This window comes from Lysinibacillus sp. JK80 (assembly GCF_027557635.1).
Lineage (GTDB): Bacteria > Bacillota > Bacilli > Bacillales_A > Planococcaceae > Lysinibacillus > Lysinibacillus capsici.
Genome location: NZ_CP058997.1, coordinates 2,181,718 through 2,202,346 on the forward strand (window position 1 = coordinate 2,181,718; position 20,629 = coordinate 2,202,346).

The window sequence follows — 20,629 nt, forward strand, 5'->3', positions numbered from 1 at the left end:
CTTATCGCTGTGCTTCTTTAAAGAAGGCTTGGTGTTTTTCTAATAAATCTACGGTTAAGGTAGTATCCCATTTTTTCAAATAGGTAGGAACGTGCTCGTCCTTTACTTGTTCACCTTCATATAGAGCTACAGGATATTGCTCTAGAAGACCATCACGAGCCTCTGTTGCAATTACCTTTGCAATTTCTTTTGCTAATGCTTCCTCACCTTCTTTATCTACAACAGCTACAGATTCCGTTAAAGTGAAATTTCCTTCTGTCGGGTCAATATAATCAATCGGTAACCCTTCGTTTTTGGCATCAATAGCTTGGATACGTAAACCAAAGCCGGCAGCAACTTCTCCTGTTTTCACCTTTTTAATAGGGCCAGAGCCTGAACTTTCAATATGTGGTCCTGCATTTTTAATTAACTCTGCTAGAACTTTTTTCCCTTCCTCTTCACCATATTCCTTTATAATAGCTTGTACTAGAAGCCACCCTGTTGAGGAGTCCATAATGTTTGGGAATGACACTAAATCCTTATAAGCAGGGTCTGTCAAATCTTTAATGGATTTCGGAATAGATAGCCCCTTTTGTTGTAATACCTCTGTATTAATAAAGATAGAGCCTACATTGCCTAAAATCGGTAATGCATACGTAACACTCCCATCAAGAGGCTTTAAGTCTGAGGAAATATCCACAAACATGGATTTTGAGGTTTGTGCACTTTCTATAAAATAAGAAGCCATTGTTACAACATCTGCTTCAATATCTGTCCCTTCCGCCATCATTTTGCCACCTAACTCAGAAGTACCAAACGACTGGATTAAATACTTACCTTTATAGCCTTTATCATCTAATGTAGTTTCCATCACTTCAATAGCTTCATCATCAGCATTTGAATAAATGATGACTTGCTCTTTGGAATCTGCTGCTACTCCTCCACATGCAGCTAAAACGACTGCTGCTGCACTTACTGTCCCTAACATCATGCCTGTTGACTTCTTCATTTTGTAATCTCCTCCGTTTTTTCTTTATGTGCTGCTATATAATCACAACCTAATTTCACAATGAGGTTTGTACATAAAATGAATATCGATAAAACAAAAATATCGGTGTACTTTGCGAAATGCTGTAGCTCTTTTATCCTTGTCGATACAAGCATTGTCTTTGTGCTGACAAGAAAAATAACACCGCTGACTGTAACCATCGCATTTAAAAAATAGTAGCTAAACATTTGATAAATCGTTGGCCTAATATTTGGTAAAATAATTCGTATCACGGTTTTTAACCACGAATCCTTTAACAGCTCAGCTGTCACTTCCCACGTAGGATCCATTTTTTGCAATGAATTTTTCGCCATTAAATAAGGTGTCGTAAAAAAATGCACGATATTACATGCGATAATGATAAGAAAAGTACCCTTTAAAGAACTTCCATTAAAGAAAAATAAGTAGGATAATCCAAGTACCATACCTGGAACTGTATTTGTCATCATAGAAGTTACATCTAAGCTTTTTCTTCCCTTTAATGGTGTCCTTGTATTAAGAAGCGCCGACATAAATGTTATGCCCACACCTAATATTGCTGTTAGAACCGCTACGATGAGAGAATTGATGTAAACCTTTGTTAAATCTTTCTCTGCGAGTACATTTTGAACATGCTCTAATGTAAAGCTGAAATCGTACGGATAGCCTTTGGTAAAAGGCACAATAAACATGGTTAAAAAAATAATACATACAGCTGTTACACAGAGAATTGAATAAATTGTAAATAGCGCGTCTCGTAAACGATGCTTTACAAGTTCACTTTGCCCAACATGTTTATATTGAAAATTGAAGCGCTCTAAAATCGTTAGCATGACAACACCTAATACAGCAGGTACTAGCATTAACACTGAAATGACTGCTCCACGTTCAAAATGCACAATGGAACCTAACATAGCTTGGTAGAGTTCAGTAGCTATTACCCTGTAATTGCCACCAACCGATGCAGGGATTCCAAAGTCTGTGAAGCTTAAAACAAATGTTAAAATAAATGCCCCGCCAATTGTCCCAACCATAGGACGGTATACGGTATGATAAAAACGACGCATTGGCTGATCATGCATTAATATTGAAACAAGTAAAAAACGTTTATCGATATATTGCATGGAGTTTTGCATTAATATAAAGGCAACTGGTAATGTGTATAAGACGTAACCGATCACCAAGCCGTTATACCCATAGATTGTAAAAAGAGGCTGCCCCACTAATTTTGTTAGAATTCCTTGATTCCCAAATGTATAAATCAATACAAAGCCATAGGTGATGGTTGGCAGTAGCATCGGCAAGGTAATGCCAATTTGAACTAGCTTTTTTGTATAGCGATGCATCGTAGTAAAATGAACAGCATAGGCCAACCAAAAGGCTAAAATGGTTGTAATCACTGATGCTACAAAAGAAACTTTAAAACTATTCGTAAAAGCTTCACGAATTTCGATATTCCGTAAAGCTTCTATATAATTTTGAATGGTAACGACATTGCCTATTTTGAATGACTGCCAAAACATATAAAGCAATGGCACAATTAAAAAGAATAGAAAAAATAGTAGAATCGGTAGAAAAATTAATTTCATTATTTTATTCGTTTTAAGCATATGTTTCTCCAAACAATTGATAGATGTTATGTCGCTTAATATGAAGCTGCCTTAAGATAAAATCTTCTACAAATTTATTTTTTGGCGCTGTAACAATTTCATGAGGTGTGCCAAATTGAGCAACTGTACCTTCATTAATAATGATGACTTTATCCGATAAGGTAAGGGCTTCTTCCGGATCATGTGTCACGATAATCGTCGTCAAATTAAATTCACGGGCGATGGATTTAATACGTTCCTTTATAGATTCCTTTATAACGCCATCTAGTGCACTTAGTGGTTCGTCTAATAATAGAATTTTAGGTTGCATCACGAGTGTTCTTGCAATGGAAACGCGTTGTTTTTGCCCACCAGACAATTCATGAATCTTCTTATGCAAATGAGGAGCTAGCTCTAAAAAATCAATGTATTCTTGTATCTCCTCTTTGGACATTTTCACGTTTTTATTTTTTAATCTATAAATGATATTGTCGTATGCATTTAAATGAGGAAATAACGCAAAATCCTGAAACACTATATTAAATCCTCTTTCTTGCATTGATTGCTTGGAAATATCTTGTCCATTGTAGACAAGCTGACCAGCAGTTGGATCTACAAGTCCTAAAATGATATTAAGCAAAGTAGTTTTACCGCAGCCACTCGGCCCTAGCAATGAAATAATCTCACCTGATTCGATGGTTACATTGATATCTACTAAAACTTTTTTATTTTTATAGCTTTTTGAGATATTTTTTAGCTCTAACAAATTGGGTCACCTCACTCAGTTCTTAGCTTCAGTATAGAGACTATTTGTAAAGGAAAATGCTTATTTGTGTAAATGTTGAGTAAATTCTGACCAACTGTTGACAAAGTTATGATTATTTTGAGTAAATATCTAGTAGAGGTGATGAAATGTATATGATAGAAAGGCAACACCAAATTTTGCAGTTTATACGTCAACATAAGGTAGTAAAATTAGTAACACTTACAAAAGAGTTTAACGTTTCAATGGAAACGATCCGTCGTGATGTCCAACAGTTGATGCAAGACAAAAAAATTGAAAAATTTTATGGGGGCGTTAAATATATTGAGCCAGTAGAAGGACTAATTGATCACCGACTTCACGAACAGTTAACAGAGAAAATCGCCATTGCCAGAGCATGTGCTTCGCTCGTTCAAGATGGGGAATGTATTTTCATTGATAGCGGAACAACTACCTATCAAATGACACCATTTTTATTGGACAAGGAAAAACTAACAGTGGTGACAAATTCACTACCTGTAGCATTTGATCTAATCGGCTCTAACATTGAGGTTATACTGCTTGGGGGTAAAGTACGCCATTCTGAAAAATCAGTGACATCAAATGAATTTTTATTTCGCTTCGAGCATCTTAATATCAATAAAGCTTTTATTTGCGCTAGTGGCGTTTCAATTGAAAAAGGCATATCTGATTTTAGCTTGGATGAAGCGATTACTAGAAAGCAAATTATTTCCATCTCTCAAAAAGTCTACGTAGCTACAGATTCCTCAAAATTTAATAAAGATGTAGCGATTCAAGTTTGTCCAGTGGATGACGTAGATGTCATTATCACAGATGACGGACTATCCAAAAAGACGATTCAACATTTTTCGGAAAAAGGTGTTCAAATAAAAACCGTCAATATGGCATAGACCATTAATCAATAAAAAACAACTAGTTGTGAAATTTACAACTAGTTGTTTTTCATTTTTATATAATGGAGAGCTTACGCATTATTTTTGAGAGACCATCCTCGTCTACATGGTCTGCAATATGATGAGCGACTGCCTTCACTCGCTCATGACCATTTCCCATAGCAATACTTGTCCCAACTGCCTGTAGCATCTCAATATCATTTATGCCATCGCCAAAAGCAAAGGCATCTTGTAAAGTGATGCCCATTTTTTCAAGCACCTTTTCAATACCAGCAGCCTTCGAACCTCCCTTTGGCAAAATATCACAAGAATAACGATGCCAACGTACAAATTGAACATTTGGGAATGTTTCATTATATAAAGGTTCATCTTTTTCTTCCATAAAAATAAGTGTTTGATATACATTGTTCTGCATATAATAAGATGAGTCTAATTCTGGATACGGATATTTAAGAGTATCTAAGCTTTCAGCTACCATACGATGATCGCCAACTGAGGCAATCATCCGTTTATCATCTAAAAACACTACCGGTTCGTTACGCGCCTCACCAAAGGCAATAATTTTAGCTAGTTCATCTTTCGCAATCCCATTTGTATAGACAACCTCACCTTTATAGACAACATATTGGCCATTGAAGGTAACATACGTATCGATCTCTAATTCTTCTAGCAATGACTCAATCATAAATGGTGCTCGACCAGTAGCAATCGCCAATTCATAACCATTACGTCGTGCTGTCAAAAGTGCCTCTTTTGCAGATGAAGGTAACTTTTTTTCACTGTTATAGAGAGTACCATCGACATCAAAAAATAAAATTTTGTTCATTCTATTAACCCTTTCCATAAATATTATCCTTTCAAGCTAAATGACTTTACATAGACAATAATTTTAATTATAATGATCCTAAGGAGTGATGTGCCATGCTGAAGAAACTCAAACGAAAATTATTGAAGCAACTTCGCGGCGTACTCGGAAAAAAATCAATTGCCTAACATTTGCCCTTCATTATTTGAAGGGCTTTTCTTTATTTTAGAGGAAGTGCGTGATAATATAAAGGAAATGCATTTATTTGGCTATACGCAACCACTGTCTCACTACTTCCTATACAATTTTATAACATAGTGCACATCTGAAGCATTGAGATACAAGTATTACAAACGTACATTTCTTCAATAAAAGAAATTCGTTGTTTTCTTGTAGCACGTGTGTGGTAGTAGTCAAAGGTGCAAGAAAATTGTACGCAATTAAAGGAGAGCAAACTATGATTTACAAAGTTTATTATCAAGAAAATGCAAATGAGATTCCAGTTCGCGAAAATACTAAAAGTCTATACCTAGAAGCTACTTCAGAACGTGAAGTACGTGAAAAGCTAAAAGACCGAAACTATAACATCGAGTTCATTCAACTGCTTGAGGGTAACTACTTAGAGTACGAACAAGCAAGCCCGAACTTCGTCTTGGAGGAAATTTAACAAACATGAAGTTTGTTAAAAATGACCAAGCAGCTGTTTTCGCGCTCGGCGGACTGGGCGAAATCGGCAAAAACACTTATGGCGTTCAATTTCAAGATGAAATTATCTTAATTGACGCCGGTATAAAATTTCCAGAAGACGACTTACTCGGCATTGACTATGTTATTCCTGATTACACGTACTTAGTACGTAATGTCGATAAAATCAAAGGACTGTTTATTACCCATGGGCATGAGGATCATATTGGGGGTATTCCATACCTTTTACGTCAAGTAAATATCCCTGTCTATGGCGGTAAGCTTGCACTTGGCTTATTACGTAATAAATTAGAAGAACATGGCTTGCTACGTACAACAAAACTCATTGAAATTAAAGAAGAGGATGTTATTAAATTCAGAAAAACATCTGTTAGCTTCTTTAGAACAACACATAGTATTCCTGATGCTTATGGAATTGTTGTTAAAACACCACCTGGTAATATCGTTCACACAGGTGACTTTAAATTTGACTTTACACCAGTGGGTGAACCAGCCAACCTAACAAAGATGGCTGAAATCGGACGTGATGGCGTGCTTTGCTTACTATCTGATAGTACTAACGCTGAAAAGCCTAATTTCACAATGTCAGAGCGCACAGTTGGAAAAAGTATCGACGAGATTTTCCGTAAGTTGGATAGCCGTATTATTTTTGCTACCTTTGCATCAAATATTCACCGTTTACAGCAAGCCACAGACGCAGCCGTAAAATACGGAAGAAAGATTGCTGTCTTTGGTCGCTCAATGGACAATGCTATTACGATTGGTCGTGAGCTAGGTTACATTACTGCTCCAAAGGATACATTTATTGATGCTCAAAGCATCAATCGACTTCCTGCAAACGAAGTGATGATTTTATGTACAGGCTCTCAAGGTGAACCAATGGCTGCCTTGTCACGTATTGCCAACGGGACACATCGTCAGATTCAAATACAGCCTGGCGATACAGTTATCTTTTCTTCTTCACCAGTACCAGGTAATACCGTGAGTGTTAATAAAATCATTAATTTATTGTTCCGTGCAGGTGCAGAAGTCATTCATGGTGCATTAAACAATATTCATACATCTGGTCACGGATCTCAAGAAGAACAAAAACTGATGCTTCGTTTAATGAAGCCTAAGTTCTTTATGCCTATCCATGGTGAATTCCGTATGTTAAAAATGCATACACACCTAGCTGAAGATTGCGATGTTCCACTAGACAATACATTTGTTATGGAAAATGGTGATGTTCTAGCACTAAGTGCCAATGAAGCACATGTAGCTGGCCGTATTCCTTCAGGAGATGTTTACATTGATGGCAATGGTATTGGCGATATCGGTAATATCGTGTTACGTGATCGCCGTATTCTTTCTGAAGAAGGTTTAGTGATTGTAGTTGTAAGTGTTGATATGGAAAACCAAAAAATTGTTTCTGGCCCTGACATCATCTCACGTGGATTTGTCTATATGCGTGAATCAGGTACGATGATCAATGAGGCACAAAAAATGCTAAACCGTCATCTGAATGAAACAATTCAAAGCAAGACTCCTCAATGGACAGAATTGAAGAATGAAATTACAGACGTTTTGGGACCTTATCTATTCGAAAAAACAAAACGCCGTCCAATGATCTTACCGATTATTATGGAGGTTTAACCTCGTAAAGAAACTATGTAAATTTTACATAGTTTCAGACTGTAGACAAAAGCCCTCGAGAAGTTCACTCTCGAGGGCTTTTATCATTTTTCTTCCTATGTCGGCTTGATATTTGGTAATAGATTACCAAATCCAACATACTCTTCGAGCATAGTTGCTCTCTTAAGCTACTTGCCACGTCCAAGTAGCCAGTTTCTTTAAATTCATGGCAGCAAAAGTAAGCATCGCCTGCATGGACAATTTTTTCAGACCTCTTAAGGTTGTCCATCGCATACCATGCTTTTCTTTTGCATCGGCAAAGACACGCTCAATCGTTTCTTTGCGCTTTGCATAGATTTGTTTGATGTCATAGGAATGGCGTAAATGTTCAGCTTCCTCCACATACGACTCCCAGATATGGCGTTGAATGAGTTTTTGATGATGCTTACTTTCTGTACACTGGGAAAGGCTTGGACACTTCGCACAAATCAAAGGATTCGATTTATATTGCCGATATCCTTCTTTCGTCGTTGTTGCATACTTCAATATCTGCCCTTGTGGGCAAAGATAACAATTATAGTGCTCGTCATATATATACTCATGCTTTCGGAAGAATCCATCTTTCGTTTTAGGACGTGTATACGGAAGAACAGGCAACATTTGATTCTCTAATAAAAAGTTCGTAATCGCTGGTGTTTTATAGGCTGCATCTGCCGCAACAGCGATTGGTTTTTGAACGTTTTGAATGACTCTTTCAACAAGTGGCTGCAATACATGGCTATCGTGCACATTTCCCGGAGTCACAATGGCACCTAAGACAAAGCCCTTTTCATCTGTCGCTGCATGAAAAGAATACGCAAACTGTTTCGTACGTTCATCCTTCACGTAATACCCACTTTCAGGATCTGTCGTGCTTTCCTTTATTTCTTTCCATTCTTCTTTTTCAAATTTCTCCGGGGAAAAGGGCTTTTTTCCGTGTTCCTCACGATCAATATTTAACTCTAATTGAAGTTTCTCTTCATAAGCCCGTGTTTCTTTTCGCACAACTTTTTTATCATACTTTCGTTTATTCGCACTCGCTTTCACATGCGTAGAATCGATAAATAAATGGTCTGCATGGAGGAGTCCTTGATGCATAATCTCTTTTAATATACGATAGAATATCTGCTCAAATATATCAGTGTCTTGAAAGCGACGGACATAATTTTTACCGAAGGTAGAGAAATGCGGGACTTCTGTCTGGAAGCCAAATCCTAAAAACCAACGATACGCCATATTCGTTTCAATTTCTTTGATGGTTTGACGCATGGACCGTATACCAAAAACGTACTGAATAAACGTCATTTTAAAGAGAACAACAGGATCAATACTAGGGCGTCCTTTGGCAGAGTAGAGGTTTTCTACTAAAGGATAGATAAATGAAAAATCAATAGCCGCCTCTAGTTTTCGTACTAAATGATCTTGGGGAACTAATTGATCAATCGTTAGCATTTCTAATTGTTCACGTTCATTGATTTGATTTTTCGTCATCATGGTTGATCACCTCGAAAGTGTACTTTTTATCAATAGATGAATAAGGAATTCTTTATGTAGAAGTTGATTGGAACGAAGGGTGGCGACTCCTGCGGGAAAAGCGGGAAAGTCGAGATCCTGGACTGAGCGAAGCGAGGGAAGCAGCTAGACCCCGCCCGCGGAAAGCGTCCGCCCGTAGTGGAAATCAACGGCTTTACTTTATTTTATTGTAAAAGAAAAAAGACTGTAGGCAAACTCAAAATTCATTGAGTTTGTCTACAGTCTGAAACTATGTAAATTTTACATAGTTTCTTTTTTATTTTTGAAACCTCCTTTTTATTTTTGCGTATATAGTAATAACAACATCAAAAAGGAGCGTTTTTATGCTAGATAAAATTCTTCATTCCTTACTTAATAGTAAATCCAAACGCCATCATTCTTCATCAAGTAGCCGTAGCAGATATTCAAAGCGACATAATTATTATGGTCACAAGCATTATAAGCGTAGCTCTCGTAAAAGCTCACGCAGTTTTTTCAGCTCTATGAGTTTCTTTAGTAGCTAATGTGGTGGAAACGAATTTCCGAAAAAAGTTTTGACCAGGCTGTAGAACTTTACATAGCCGAACATCCCGATTTTTCTTTTAAAAAATTCCTTGGCTATGGCTCATATGGTCGTACGTATTTAATTGAAGATTGCTCGTCAGCAAGTCTATTTGTTTTAAAATGCTTGCGACCCAAACATCGTCACCACCAGAAAACCATTCATAAATTTCAACAAGAAATTCACATACTCCAGCAACTTTCACTACCCTATGTTCCTACCATCCATTCAGCAGGAACAATTTCAGACAGCCCATTTTTTATCATGGACTATGTCAATGGGCAAACTTTTGAGGAGCTTATTTTTCAGAATGGTGCCAAATTTACAATCGCTCAATCCCTTGCTATTACAAAGCAATTATTAGAGCAAATTGTACAGTTACACAATTATGGTATTGTACATCGCGATTTACGGATTCCGAATATATTGTTAGTGGGTCAGCAATTGCATATTATTGACTTTGGTCTAGCTACCACTTATCAAAAGCTAATCGATATCTCTACGATTGAAAATCCAAAACGAGCCGAAAATCATATTAGTGATCTTTATTTTGTCGGCCATTTTTTATTATTTTTACTATACTCAGACTACAAGCCAAGCAAGAAAAAAGAGAAAGCTTGGCAGCAGGAATTAAAATTACCAATCGAAGTCCAAGATTTTCTTGAGCGCCTATTATGGATTCAAGAACCCTTTGCAAGTGCGTTAGAGGCCTTGCAATCTATGCCCCCATCCATAGATAAAAACCATTAAAAATAGAATTGTTCACCGCCAAACGTGAACAATTCTATCCTAGAGTTCAAATATTAAAGTATTTTGCAGTTACATATGCAATCCAATGATACGCTGGGTCTAAACGTAGATTTTCAATTAGCCCCTTAATGATTGCTTTACCATAAGTAGGATTTTCTATTTCTTGCTTTAACAACTCAATGGATTCTTTTTCTATAGAATCCTCAGTATGATTTATATTTTGCTCCAATAATTGTAGTAAAGCATCTTTTGACACGTCTTCCTCACACGGCTTTGCAATAAACGGCACAAGATCTGCTGTAATAAATGGAATGGTTGTATGATGGGCAATAATATCTGTCTTTTCTGCTAAAGATTTAGCTAATTGCTCTAAATCAAGTGGCATATCTGAAAAAATAAAAAGCTCAGCATAGCTCTTCATAAATCCTTTTATGCAGTACATTACATCATATTTCATTTCTTTTAATTGATCCTGATAAAGCTGCTCAAGCATATAGAGAATTGATTTCGACATTTCTGCTTCATACGCTGTTATTTTATGAAATAGCTCTTTTTTTGTTAAAAAGACCTTTTCATTAAAGAATACACGTGCAGATGCAGAATGGTCTTTGAATGCTTGAAAAATACTTTTATAAAATTCAACCAAAACAGTTTCTTTGCTATACGTTCCTCTGACTACTTGGTCAACATCTGTAATAAACTGCTGTAAATAGTAATCAACCATAGATATAACAAGCTCATCTTTGGTTTTGAAGGATAAATAAAATGCACCTTTAGAAATCCCGCAGCGTTCTGTAATTTGTTGTACTGACGTAGCTTCAAAACCCTGTTCAGAAAACAGTTCTAACGCTTTCTCCATAATTAATTGCTTTTTTAACATATTTTTAACTCTCTCCTAATGCATTTCGTTGACAAATGACCGATTAGTCATTAGTATAAATAATTGAATTTAGATAGTCAATAAAGGGTAGGTGTGAAGGTGAAAGGTTTAGTTAATTTCGTATTAAAGAACAAATTGGCAGTGTGGTTATTAACAATTATCATCACTGTCTCTGGTATTTATTCGGGTACAAGGATGAAAATGGAATCGATACCTGATATTTCGATCCCGTATTTAATTGTCATGGGCGTATATCCTGGCGCAACGCCTGAACAAGTCATGAATGAACTTTCCATTCCGTTCGAAAAATCCATAGAAAGTTTAGAAGATGTGAAGGCTGTTTACTCAACTTCCTCTTCCAACGTAGCACAAGTTCAAGTGGAATACGACTATGGAATTGATATGGATGAGAAAAAACGTCAATTAGAAGCAGCTTTAGATAATCTTAAACTACCTGAAGGTGCTCAAGAGCCTACTATTATGGCAATCAGCATGAACATGATGCCCGTAGTCGCTTTATCTGTAAGTAGCTCTAAGGAAGATATTGTTGATTTAACTTCAACAGTAGAAGAAGTTTTACTGCCTAAAATCGAAAAGATTGATGGTGTTGCATCTGCTACCATCACAGGTCAGCATATTGAACAAGTATCGTTTAAATACGATGAAGAAAAAATGGCAGCACTTGGTTTAACAGAGGAAACTGTTAAACAAATGATTCAGGCAAGTGATATGTCACTGTCACTTGGTTTATATCAATTTACTGTCGGGGAACAAGCCGTTTCAGTAGATGGTAAGGTAAAATCAGTGGATGAACTGAAAGACTTATTAATTCCAGTTACACCTTCAGCTACAAATCCTTCACCTTTCGTTCGTCTAGGTGATATTGCAAAAATTGAAGTAGAAGGTAAAGTGCAATCTGTTTCACGTACAAATGGTCAAGATGCCATTGCTATTCAAATCGTAAAAGGCCAAGATGCGAATACGGTAACAGTTGTTAATGCAGTAAAAGACCTTATGAAGGATGAGGAAAAACGATTAGACGGCTTAAACGTAGAGATCTCTCTTGACCAAGGTGCCCCAATTGAAGATTCTGTATTTACAATGATCGAAAAAGCAGTCTTTGGCGGCGCAATTGCCGTATTAATCATTTTACTATTCTTACGTGATTTCAAATCAACGATTATTTCAATTATTTCTATCCCAGTTTCTATCTTCATGGCATTACTCCTATTAAACTGGATGGATATTACTTTAAACATCATGACCCTCGGCGCGATTACCGTCGCAATCGGTCGTGTTATCGATGACTCAATCGTAGTTGTAGAAAATATTTACCGACGAATTCACTTAAAACAAGAAAAACTTACAGGTCGTGCCCTAATTCGCGAAGCAACAATTGAAATGTTCAAACCAATTCTTTCTTCAACATTGGTAACGGTCGCTGTATTCGCTCCTCTTATTTTCGTAGGTGGTATGGTAGGCGAATTATTCATGCCATTTGCCCTTACAATGACATTTGCATTAGGTGCATCGTTATTAGTTGCGATCACAATCGTACCTGCTTTATCTCACTTCTTATTCCGTAAAAAGTTATACTGTGAGAAGACTGAAAGCCAACATAAAGAAGTTGGTAAACTTGCTACCTGGTACAAAGGTGTCTTAGAAAAAGTATTAAATCACAAAATTATTACATCTGTCCTTGCGATTCTATTACTTGTTGGTTCTCTTGCATTAACACCACTTATTGGTTTTAGTTTTATGGGCTCACAAGAAGAAAAAGTTATGTACTTAACGTATACGCCTGCAACGGGAGAGCTGGCTGACGAAACGGCAGCAAATGTTGAAAAAGTAGAAAAAGAATTAATGAAACGTAAAGATGTTGATATTTTACAAGTTTCCATTACAGATGCGAAGAATGTCGATCCATCAGCAATGATGATGGGTGGAGGTGCTGGCGGTGCCTTAATGTACCTTATCTTTGATCCGGATATGGAAGACTTCCCTAAAGCTCGTGAAGAGGTTGAAGACTATGTATTTAACATCGGGCAATCAGGAGAATGGAAGTCTCAAAACTTCACTTCTATGTCGATGTCATCAAACGAAGTCAGCTATACACTGTATAGTGATGATTTAGATAAACTTCGAGATGCGGTGAAACAAGTAGAGGGTGCTCTAAAAGAAGTGGATGGCTTAGAAGATATTAAATCTGATAATGAAGATCCATACGTAGAGCATGTGCTAAAAGTTGAACAAAAAAATGTCCTTCAATACGGGTTAACGACAGCTCAAATCGTGATGGCATTAAATTCAAATACATCGCAAGAAGTATTAACTACCGTGAAAAACGATGGTAAAGATATCGATGTCATCGTTCAACGCGATGCTAAAGCAGCTGCGACTTCACTTGACGATGTCTTAGCCACTGAAATTAAAACAGCATTAGGTACAACAATGACTATCGGAGAATTAGTAGATGTTGAGGAAGGTACAACACTTAACTCATTATCTCGTTCAAAAGGTGAATATTTCGCAACAGTATCTGGTACGATTATCGGTGACGATATTTCAAAAGCCACTACTGCTGCTGATAAAAAAATTGATAAATTAGATTTACAAAAAGGTGTAACACTTGGTGTTGCTGGTGTTGCTGCAGATATGCAAGAAACATTCACTAAGCTTGGTATTGCGATGTTAGCAGCCATTGCCATTGTTTACTTCATTCTAGTGGTAACATTCGGAGAAGGTTTAGCTCCATTCGCTATTCTTTTCTCACTACCATTCGCAGTAATTGGTGCATTTATTGGTTTATTCGTTACAGGGCAGACTATTTCTGTATCTGTCATGATGGGTCTATTGATGTTGATTGGTATCGTCGTAACAAATGCCATCGTATTAGTTGACCGTATCATTCATATGGAACATGATGGTCTTGCCATGCGTGAAGCGATCCTTGAAGCAGGAGCAACACGTTTACGTCCTATCCTGATGACAGCCATCGCTACAATTGGTGCTATGATTCCAATGGCACTTGGTACTGGCGGTAGTGGGTTAATTTCCAAAGACTTAGCTATTACTGTAATTGGCGGTTTATTATCTTCTACCCTATTAACACTCGTTGTTGTACCAATTGTTTATGAGATGCTATCTAAAATGTTAAAGAAAAACCGTAAAGATATTGAAGAAAATTAATAAAAAAATAACCACTCATGCAATCTTTGCGTGAGTGGTTATTTTTTATCCTAAGCTTTTTATTGATTTTCTATTACTACAAAAACTTCCTTGCTTTCCACACCTGTATTTGATACAGCCTTAATGCCGTATGTATAGCTATGCTTAGCAAGAGCTGACTTGTCCACAAATTTAGTGAATCCATCCATATTATAAACAACATCCACTATATTTCGAGGGTCATCATAAGAGCCTTCTTTGTTTCCTGTAAAACGATAAATGACATACTTGCGTGGTTGTGTTTCATTTTCGTCTATAATCTCTATCTTACGACCTGCCGCTTCCTTTGTCACTTGCACAAAAGTCGGCACGTTCGGCACTGTGTCATCATCCCAAGTTGTTTCTGGTGTCAGTGCTGTGTAATTATATAATTGTTGACTAACAATCGTTGCATAGCCTAGTTTATTGTTTTGAAAGCTTCTTAAGGAGAAATGCATTTGCCCCTCAGCCGCTACCTTTTCCGAACGATTCGCTAGTATTTGACTAGGTAGCTCCATTTTATTTTTCCATGCTGCATCACTATCATTGCCAACTTTGTAATCAGCAAGCCCAATGTATAGATGCACAGGGTGTGTTGTTGCGTAGGTTTGCACTTCATGGCTCCACCAATCTAGCAGCGTTCCATATTTCGCAACAGATAATGTTCTTGACCAATAAATTTGTGGTGTAATGTAATCAATTGTGCCATTTTGAATCCATGTTCTGACGTCTGCATATAAATCATCGTAATTATTAACACCAGCCCTTGTATCGCTTCCTGTTTTATCTAGCGATTTATTGCGCCATACACCAAATGGTGAAATACCAAATTGGACATATGGCTTTGTGTCTTTAATGGCCGTGTAAAGATTTTCTACAAGACGGTTGACATTATCTCGTCGCCAATCCTCCACCTTTTTAAAGGAAGCACCATAGTTTTTAAAAGCTGCTTGATCTGGAAAAACTTCATTAGCAACTTTATATGGATAAAAATAATCATCCATATGCACTGCGTCAATATCATAATTAGCTACTAGCTCTCTTACTACTTCAACTAAATAGTCTTGTACTTCTGGTAAACCAGGATTTAAATAATATTGCTTACCGTATTTGATAACCCAATTTGGATGTGTTCTAGCCACATTATCAGCAGCAAGGTCTGTCAGTTTTTGTCCAGACATTGTTACACGATAAGGATTCATCCATGCATGCATCTCCATACCCCGTTTATGACTTTCCTCTATCATGATCGCAAGAGGATCGTAGCCTGGATTCGTGCCTTGCTTTTTGCCTGTTATGTAAGATGACCATGGCGCTAGATCAGAGGCATACATTGCATCATTTGTTGGTCTTACTTGATAAATAACAGTATTGAATCTATTGGCTTTTAGTTGATCCAAAGTTTGGCGTGTCCAAGCCGTGTACTGCTCCTTCGTCATACCTGCTTTCATATCAAGATTAAGAACGGTTGAAATCCAGACAGCCCTCATCTCCCTTTTTGGCTGTGTCGTGCTTGCCACGGCAGTCTTTGTAGGGATTGTCGATAGGCATAACACAAAAATCATCGCGACTAAAGTTAAGATCTTCCATTTACTATTTTTCTTTCTCATATTTCCTCCATTTGCTATTTTTCTATTTTAGTATATGACAAGTACTCGCTATATGCACGTCTCCGAAGCAACTTTATCGGAATCAATGCAAGCAGATAATAAGTTTCACCTCTAACAAACGTTCCCGATAGTTTCAAAATATGTATAAAAAACTACTGAAAAGACGATGAATAGTACTTTTCCTTTAAAGAAATCGATAAATATAGATGCATGGCGTTTCATTTTATGAGATTCATTTCACAATTTCCAAATTTTTAAATTCAACCTAGTTTTTGCTTAATTCATTCTTTACGCATCGATGAACTTTATGCTACAATCAACACAACTTATATAGAACGGAGGGTATTCCAAATGACAGCTTCAATTAGACTACGATTTCACCTTATTAATTAAATATGTGTACACTTTGCCTGCTGTGCAAGGGAAATGGAATTAGGTCTAGTCTGTTTTAGGAATACTGGAAAAGAGGGGACTTCTACTCCCCTCTTTTTTTGTGTTGTCTTTTACTTTCCACACAGGCACTACTGTTAGAAAGGGATGACGAAATTGGAACATTGGAAACGTAACACAATACTTTTTTTAAGTAGTCAAACGATTTCACTTTTTGGCTCTGCTCTTGTGCAATATGCCATTACATGGTATATCACACTTACAACACAATCAGGCAGCATGATGACCATCGCGATCATTTGTGGCTTTTTACCAACCTTCTTCTTAGCACCTATTGCTGGTGTCTGGGCAGATCGCTATAACCGTAAATGGCTTATTATTTTAGCAGATGGAATGATTGCCTTATCTACGCTAATGCTAGCTATTTTATTTTTAATCGGCTATGATGAGCTCTGGCTACTATTTGTTATATCAGCCGTACGCGCAGTTGGTGCAGGTATTCAAACACCAGCAGTGGGCGCAATTTTGCCACAATTTGTGCCTGAAGAGCATTTAATGAAGGTCAATGGTGCAAATAGTAGTATTCAAGCCTTCATCATGATTCTTGCACCTATGGCAAGTGGTGCATTATTAACGATGGCTTCTATTGAATCCATTTTCTTTATTGATGTGACAACAGCGGCTATTGCCATCGCTATCTTCTTATTATTTCTGCATATCCCTGCACATGCAAAAGCTAATCAGCCACAAACAACAGGCTATTTTAGTGATATGAAACAAGGCTTCATCTATATTAAAGAGCATGCTTTCTTGAAACAATTATTCTTGTTCTTTGCCTTTTTCATGCTGCTTGCTGCACCTGCTGCCTTTTTAACGCCTTTACAAGTTACACGAACTTTTGGCAATGATGTATGGCGTTTGACTGCCATCGAAATGGCCTTTGCCATTGGGATGTTAATCGGTGGTATCGCAATCGCAACATGGGGTGGCTTTAAAAATAAAGTGCATACGATGACATTATCTGCTTTGTTATTTGGTCTTTGTACAATGGCTCTCGGCGTCATTCCTATTTTTTGGTTGTACCTCGGAATCATGGCCATTACTGGCATAGCCATGCCAATCTTTAATACACCTGCAACGGTGTTATTACAAGAAAAAGTGGAAAGTGACTATATGGGAAGAGTATTTGGCATTCTTAGTATGATATCTACCTCTATGATGCCTTTAGGAATGCTAATTTTCGGGCCAATAGCTGATATTATTGCTATTGAGTGGCTACTCATCGGTACAGGATTATTACTCTTCATCCAAGGATTTTTCCTTCTGGGCAGTAAAGTCTTATTAAAAGCTGGTAAACCTACTGCTGAGCATGTTGACTCGCTAGAAAAAAAGTGAAGATTTTATTTCAAGAAAATTGTTAATAAAAAATAACATTTAAATTTAGCCTATACACAATCTCAAACGAATCTTGACGTTAAAAAAGCCTTGCTTTATGCAGGGCTTTTTCCATCTTTATTTATGTCTTGGGAATAATTTTTTGTGCTTTAGCATCTTGCTTCCCACAATATCTGAATTATAATTATTTAAAATTTAAATGGTCATGAAGATCTCTTCCAATACGCAACAACTTTGGTATCCAAAAAATTTAGATGTTGTCCTTAAAGGAATTTAAAGATATGTATTAGGAAATAGGACGCTTAGAATTTATCTGTACATTTTTCACCATAACTTATTAAAATACGGACTTTAATCTAATTGTACTAAAATAAATCTATTATCATTAAATATAATAACGATGAATAGGACGTCCTACGTTTCCATATTGTATATCTACTTTTAATAGTTTCTGCTTTTCTAAAAAGTCTAGATAGCGTCTAGCTGTAACACGTGCTGTACCTATATAAGCTGATACCTCCTCCGCTGATACTGCCTCGCCACTTTTTTTTATATATGCAAGTACCTTATCTAAGGTAGCTCGATTAAACCCTTTTGGGAGTTCTTCTATAAGAATAGCATCCATTCCTGTTGTTTCTACTACAATTTGTTCAGGAAGACGCTGTTGCATTAAATGATCGACATCATGCTGAGTTAAATCTTGCATGCCGCTTATTTTCCTTCTATAGCTTTGATAATTTTTTAAAGTCTGCTCAATCCGTTCAAACGTAAAGGGCTTCATAATATAATCATAGACACCTAAGTGTAATATTCGCTGCACAGTGGGCATATCATTCGCAGCTGTTACAGCAATAACATCAACATGAAGATGCTCTTCTCGTATTTTCCCTAACGTAATAATGCCATCCTGCTCTGGCATAAAAATGTCCATAAAGACAAGCTCTGGGGTTAATTGTTTAATTTTTTGAATTCCCTCAATTCCATTGCTAGCATAGCCAACTAATGAAAAACCTTTGATTTGTTCAATAAATTGTCTGTTCACTTCTCGTACCATTGGATCATCTTCAATCAATAAGACATTTATTACATCCATCTATACTTCTCCTAACTCAAATAAAATTAAGAAACTTGTTCCTTTCATAAATTCACTTGTTACTTCAATATCTCCATTGCCTTTTCTTACAATTTCATAGACTAAATGCAAGCCAATGCCTCGATTTTCACTAGCCTTTGACGAAAATCCATTTTCAAACATACGCTCCTGCACCTCTTTGGTCATGCCAATCCCGTTATCGGTAACTGCAATCGCTAAGACGCCATCATGCTCGTCTACAGAGATGGCTACATATTTATCTTCCTTAGAAAGTACATTTAATGCCTCAAAAGCATTTTCAATTAAATTGCCAAACAACACAACAAAATCATGATGATCTAATAGAGGTGGAAAGCGTTTAAAATGACTTTTCCGATCAATTTCAACCTCGATACCCAGTTCTTTTCCATAACTTACTTTACTTAATAACAAACCTGAAATATTTTCATTATGAAAGCGTTCATTTAAAAACTTCGTTAATGAGGCTTCATTTTCAGTAGTAACAGTAACATATTCAAGTGCTTGCTTTGTATGTCCCAATTGCAGTAGTCCCGCAATCGTATGAATCTTATTTTTATGCTCATGGGTTTGTACACGTAATGCTTGAACAAAGGCCTTTACACCTGTTACTTCCTCCGCAAGCTTTTTCACAGCTGTTAAATCTTTAAACATAGCAACTGCACCAACCAGCTCTCCATTCACAATAATAGGTACACGATTACTTAAGATACTATGATGATTAATGTAAAGCTCTTGATCATAAACAGGTGTTGCTGTTTCAACAATTTCAGGCAGACGGGTATCAGGCAAAACGTCATAAATCTTTTGTCCAATACAGTCCTCTATTTTCCTAGTAACACCTAAAATATCGGCCGCTTTTTCATTAAAAATGGTGATATTCATTTCCTTATCTACCGCTATTATTCCCTCATGCATAGCATTAAAGGTTTCTGTTCTTTCCACATACATTTTTGCAATTTCATGAGGTTCAAGCCCAAACATTTGTTTTTTTATATGTCGTCCTAGTGTATAGGCACCGAAAATACTGAAAATCAGTGATATAACAATAGTTATCATAATTTCTCGCTCATAACTTTGTAACATTTCCAGAAAATCTGGTAATGAATAGCCAACGACTACAATGCCCACTTGTTCCCTTTTATCATTAATAATTGGCACGAAAGCCCGTATCATAACACCCGATTCTCCACGTGCCTTTGATACATAATAATGTTCACTAAATGCGGCGTTTAAATCCGGCGACTCACTGCGTTTTCCTATTTCCTTACTTACTGGGTGTGATAGTTTAATACGCTCCATATTCATTACAACAATATACTCGGCCTTATGAATCACTCTAATGCCATCTACAATTTTATTAATATTTTTTGCAGATTCTTTTATATTGGCATTTTCCAGATGTACACTAAGCTCTGGTACATTTGATACAGTTCTTGCCACAAGCATTGCTCGCTGTCCAAAATCTTTTTCCTGTTCAGATAATAGATTACCGAGTAAAAAAATACCACCTAGTAAAAAGGAGAGTGCAATGATTAAAAATGTCACTAACAGTATTTTGCCGTTCACAGGCATTTTCATCATTAAAAAATTCCTTCCTTTCAAATTTGCATTCTCATAATCAGTGGCACACATATTTAGTTTTAAGATTATCTGCAAAAAAATCTTTTGACAACATATTTAGTCGATATAAGTAGCAGAAAATATTGAATTTAATGAACAATATTATAAACTGATAATTTAAAAAGAACTTAATTATTACTCTATGTTTTTGTAT

At 36.6% G+C, this 20,629-nt stretch carries 15 protein-coding genes; 6 read left to right on the forward strand and 9 right to left on the reverse strand.

Annotation, left to right across the window (positions count from 1 at the left end):
• Position 1 precedes the first annotated feature (1 nt).
• Genes HXV90_RS11390 through HXV90_RS11400 form a run of 3 tightly spaced genes read right to left on the reverse strand, consistent with a single transcriptional unit; the run spans position 2 to position 3,361 of the window.
• The gene (locus tag HXV90_RS11390) at positions 2-988 is read right to left on the reverse strand and encodes an extracellular solute-binding protein (protein WP_131521663.1); all 987 of its coding nucleotides are present in this window, start codon (positions 986-988) and stop codon (positions 2-4) included.
• Positions 985-2,616, reverse strand: coding sequence for an ABC transporter permease subunit (locus tag HXV90_RS11395; protein WP_269898965.1), 1,632 nt, complete (start codon positions 2,614-2,616; stop codon positions 985-987). The genes HXV90_RS11390 and HXV90_RS11395 overlap by 4 nt, the downstream gene beginning before the upstream one ends.
• Entirely contained in the window at positions 2,609-3,361 is a 753-nt protein-coding gene (locus tag HXV90_RS11400; protein WP_269898966.1) for an ABC transporter ATP-binding protein, read from the reverse strand. The genes HXV90_RS11395 and HXV90_RS11400 overlap by 8 nt, the downstream gene beginning before the upstream one ends.
• A 152-nt stretch (positions 3,362-3,513) precedes the next feature.
• On the opposite strand from HXV90_RS11400, the gene HXV90_RS11405 reads away from it, so the two are divergent.
• Entirely contained in the window at positions 3,514-4,269 is a 756-nt protein-coding gene (locus HXV90_RS11405) for a DeoR/GlpR family DNA-binding transcription regulator (protein ID WP_257961563.1), read from the forward strand.
• A 58-nt stretch (positions 4,270-4,327) separates the two neighbouring features.
• Here the strand turns inward: HXV90_RS11405 and HXV90_RS11410 are convergent, their stop codons facing one another.
• The gene (locus HXV90_RS11410) at positions 4,328-5,098 is read right to left on the reverse strand and encodes a Cof-type HAD-IIB family hydrolase (protein ID WP_257961562.1); all 771 of its coding nucleotides are present in this window, start codon (positions 5,096-5,098) and stop codon (positions 4,328-4,330) included.
• 436 nt (positions 5,099-5,534) lie between these two features.
• Here HXV90_RS11410 and HXV90_RS11415 point away from each other — a divergent pair, with 436 nt between their 5' ends.
• Positions 5,535-5,744 (forward strand): DNA-dependent RNA polymerase subunit epsilon, encoded by a 210-nt coding sequence (locus tag HXV90_RS11415; RefSeq protein WP_004224712.1) that lies wholly within the window; start codon positions 5,535-5,537, stop codon positions 5,742-5,744.
• A gap of 5 nt (positions 5,745-5,749) precedes the next feature.
• A complete protein-coding gene (gene rnjA / locus HXV90_RS11420) occupies positions 5,750-7,417 on the forward strand; it encodes a ribonuclease J1 (protein WP_257961561.1) in 1,668 nt (555 codons plus the stop codon).
• 162 nt (positions 7,418-7,579) lie between these two features.
• Here rnjA and HXV90_RS11425 read toward each other — a convergent pair whose 3' ends face one another.
• Complete coding sequence (locus HXV90_RS11425) at positions 7,580-8,929, reverse strand: IS1182 family transposase (RefSeq protein ID WP_269898968.1); 1,350 nt, start codon at positions 8,927-8,929, stop codon at positions 7,580-7,582.
• A 541-nt stretch (positions 8,930-9,470) separates the two neighbouring features.
• Between HXV90_RS11425 and HXV90_RS11430 the strand changes: the two genes are divergently transcribed.
• Positions 9,471-10,259: a protein kinase domain-containing protein gene (locus HXV90_RS11430; RefSeq protein ID WP_054549830.1), complete on the forward strand. Its 789-nt coding sequence runs from the start codon at positions 9,471-9,473 to the stop codon at positions 10,257-10,259.
• A gap of 46 nt (positions 10,260-10,305) precedes the next feature.
• On the opposite strand, the gene HXV90_RS11435 is transcribed toward HXV90_RS11430, so the two are convergent.
• Positions 10,306-11,139 (reverse strand): TetR/AcrR family transcriptional regulator, encoded by an 834-nt coding sequence (locus tag HXV90_RS11435; RefSeq protein WP_269898969.1) that lies wholly within the window; start codon positions 11,137-11,139, stop codon positions 10,306-10,308.
• Between the two features lie 99 nt (positions 11,140-11,238).
• Between HXV90_RS11435 and HXV90_RS11440 the strand changes: the two genes are divergently transcribed.
• On the forward strand, positions 11,239-14,328 hold the full coding sequence (locus HXV90_RS11440) for an efflux RND transporter permease subunit (RefSeq protein ID WP_269898970.1): 3,090 nt from the start codon (positions 11,239-11,241) through the stop codon (positions 14,326-14,328).
• A 59-nt stretch (positions 14,329-14,387) separates the two neighbouring features.
• On the opposite strand, the gene HXV90_RS11445 is transcribed toward HXV90_RS11440, so the two are convergent.
• Positions 14,388-15,956 carry a glycoside hydrolase family 10-like protein gene (locus HXV90_RS11445; protein ID WP_269898971.1) on the reverse strand — a complete coding sequence of 523 codons (1,569 nt, stop codon included), beginning with the start codon at positions 15,954-15,956 and terminating at the stop codon, positions 14,388-14,390.
• Positions 15,957-16,493: 537 nt separating this feature from the next.
• Between HXV90_RS11445 and HXV90_RS11450 the strand changes: the two genes are divergently transcribed.
• On the forward strand, positions 16,494-17,741 hold the full coding sequence (locus HXV90_RS11450; protein WP_269898972.1) for an MFS transporter: 1,248 nt from the start codon (positions 16,494-16,496) through the stop codon (positions 17,739-17,741).
• Between the two features lie 385 nt (positions 17,742-18,126).
• Here HXV90_RS11450 and HXV90_RS11455 read toward each other — a convergent pair whose 3' ends face one another.
• Both HXV90_RS11455 and HXV90_RS11460 read right to left on the reverse strand, forming a co-directional pair.
• Positions 18,127-18,834, reverse strand: coding sequence for a response regulator (locus tag HXV90_RS11455; protein WP_048391959.1), 708 nt, complete (start codon positions 18,832-18,834; stop codon positions 18,127-18,129).
• Positions 18,835-20,436, reverse strand: coding sequence for an ATP-binding protein (locus HXV90_RS11460; protein ID WP_269898973.1), 1,602 nt, complete (start codon positions 20,434-20,436; stop codon positions 18,835-18,837).
• Positions 20,437-20,629 lie beyond the last annotated feature (193 nt).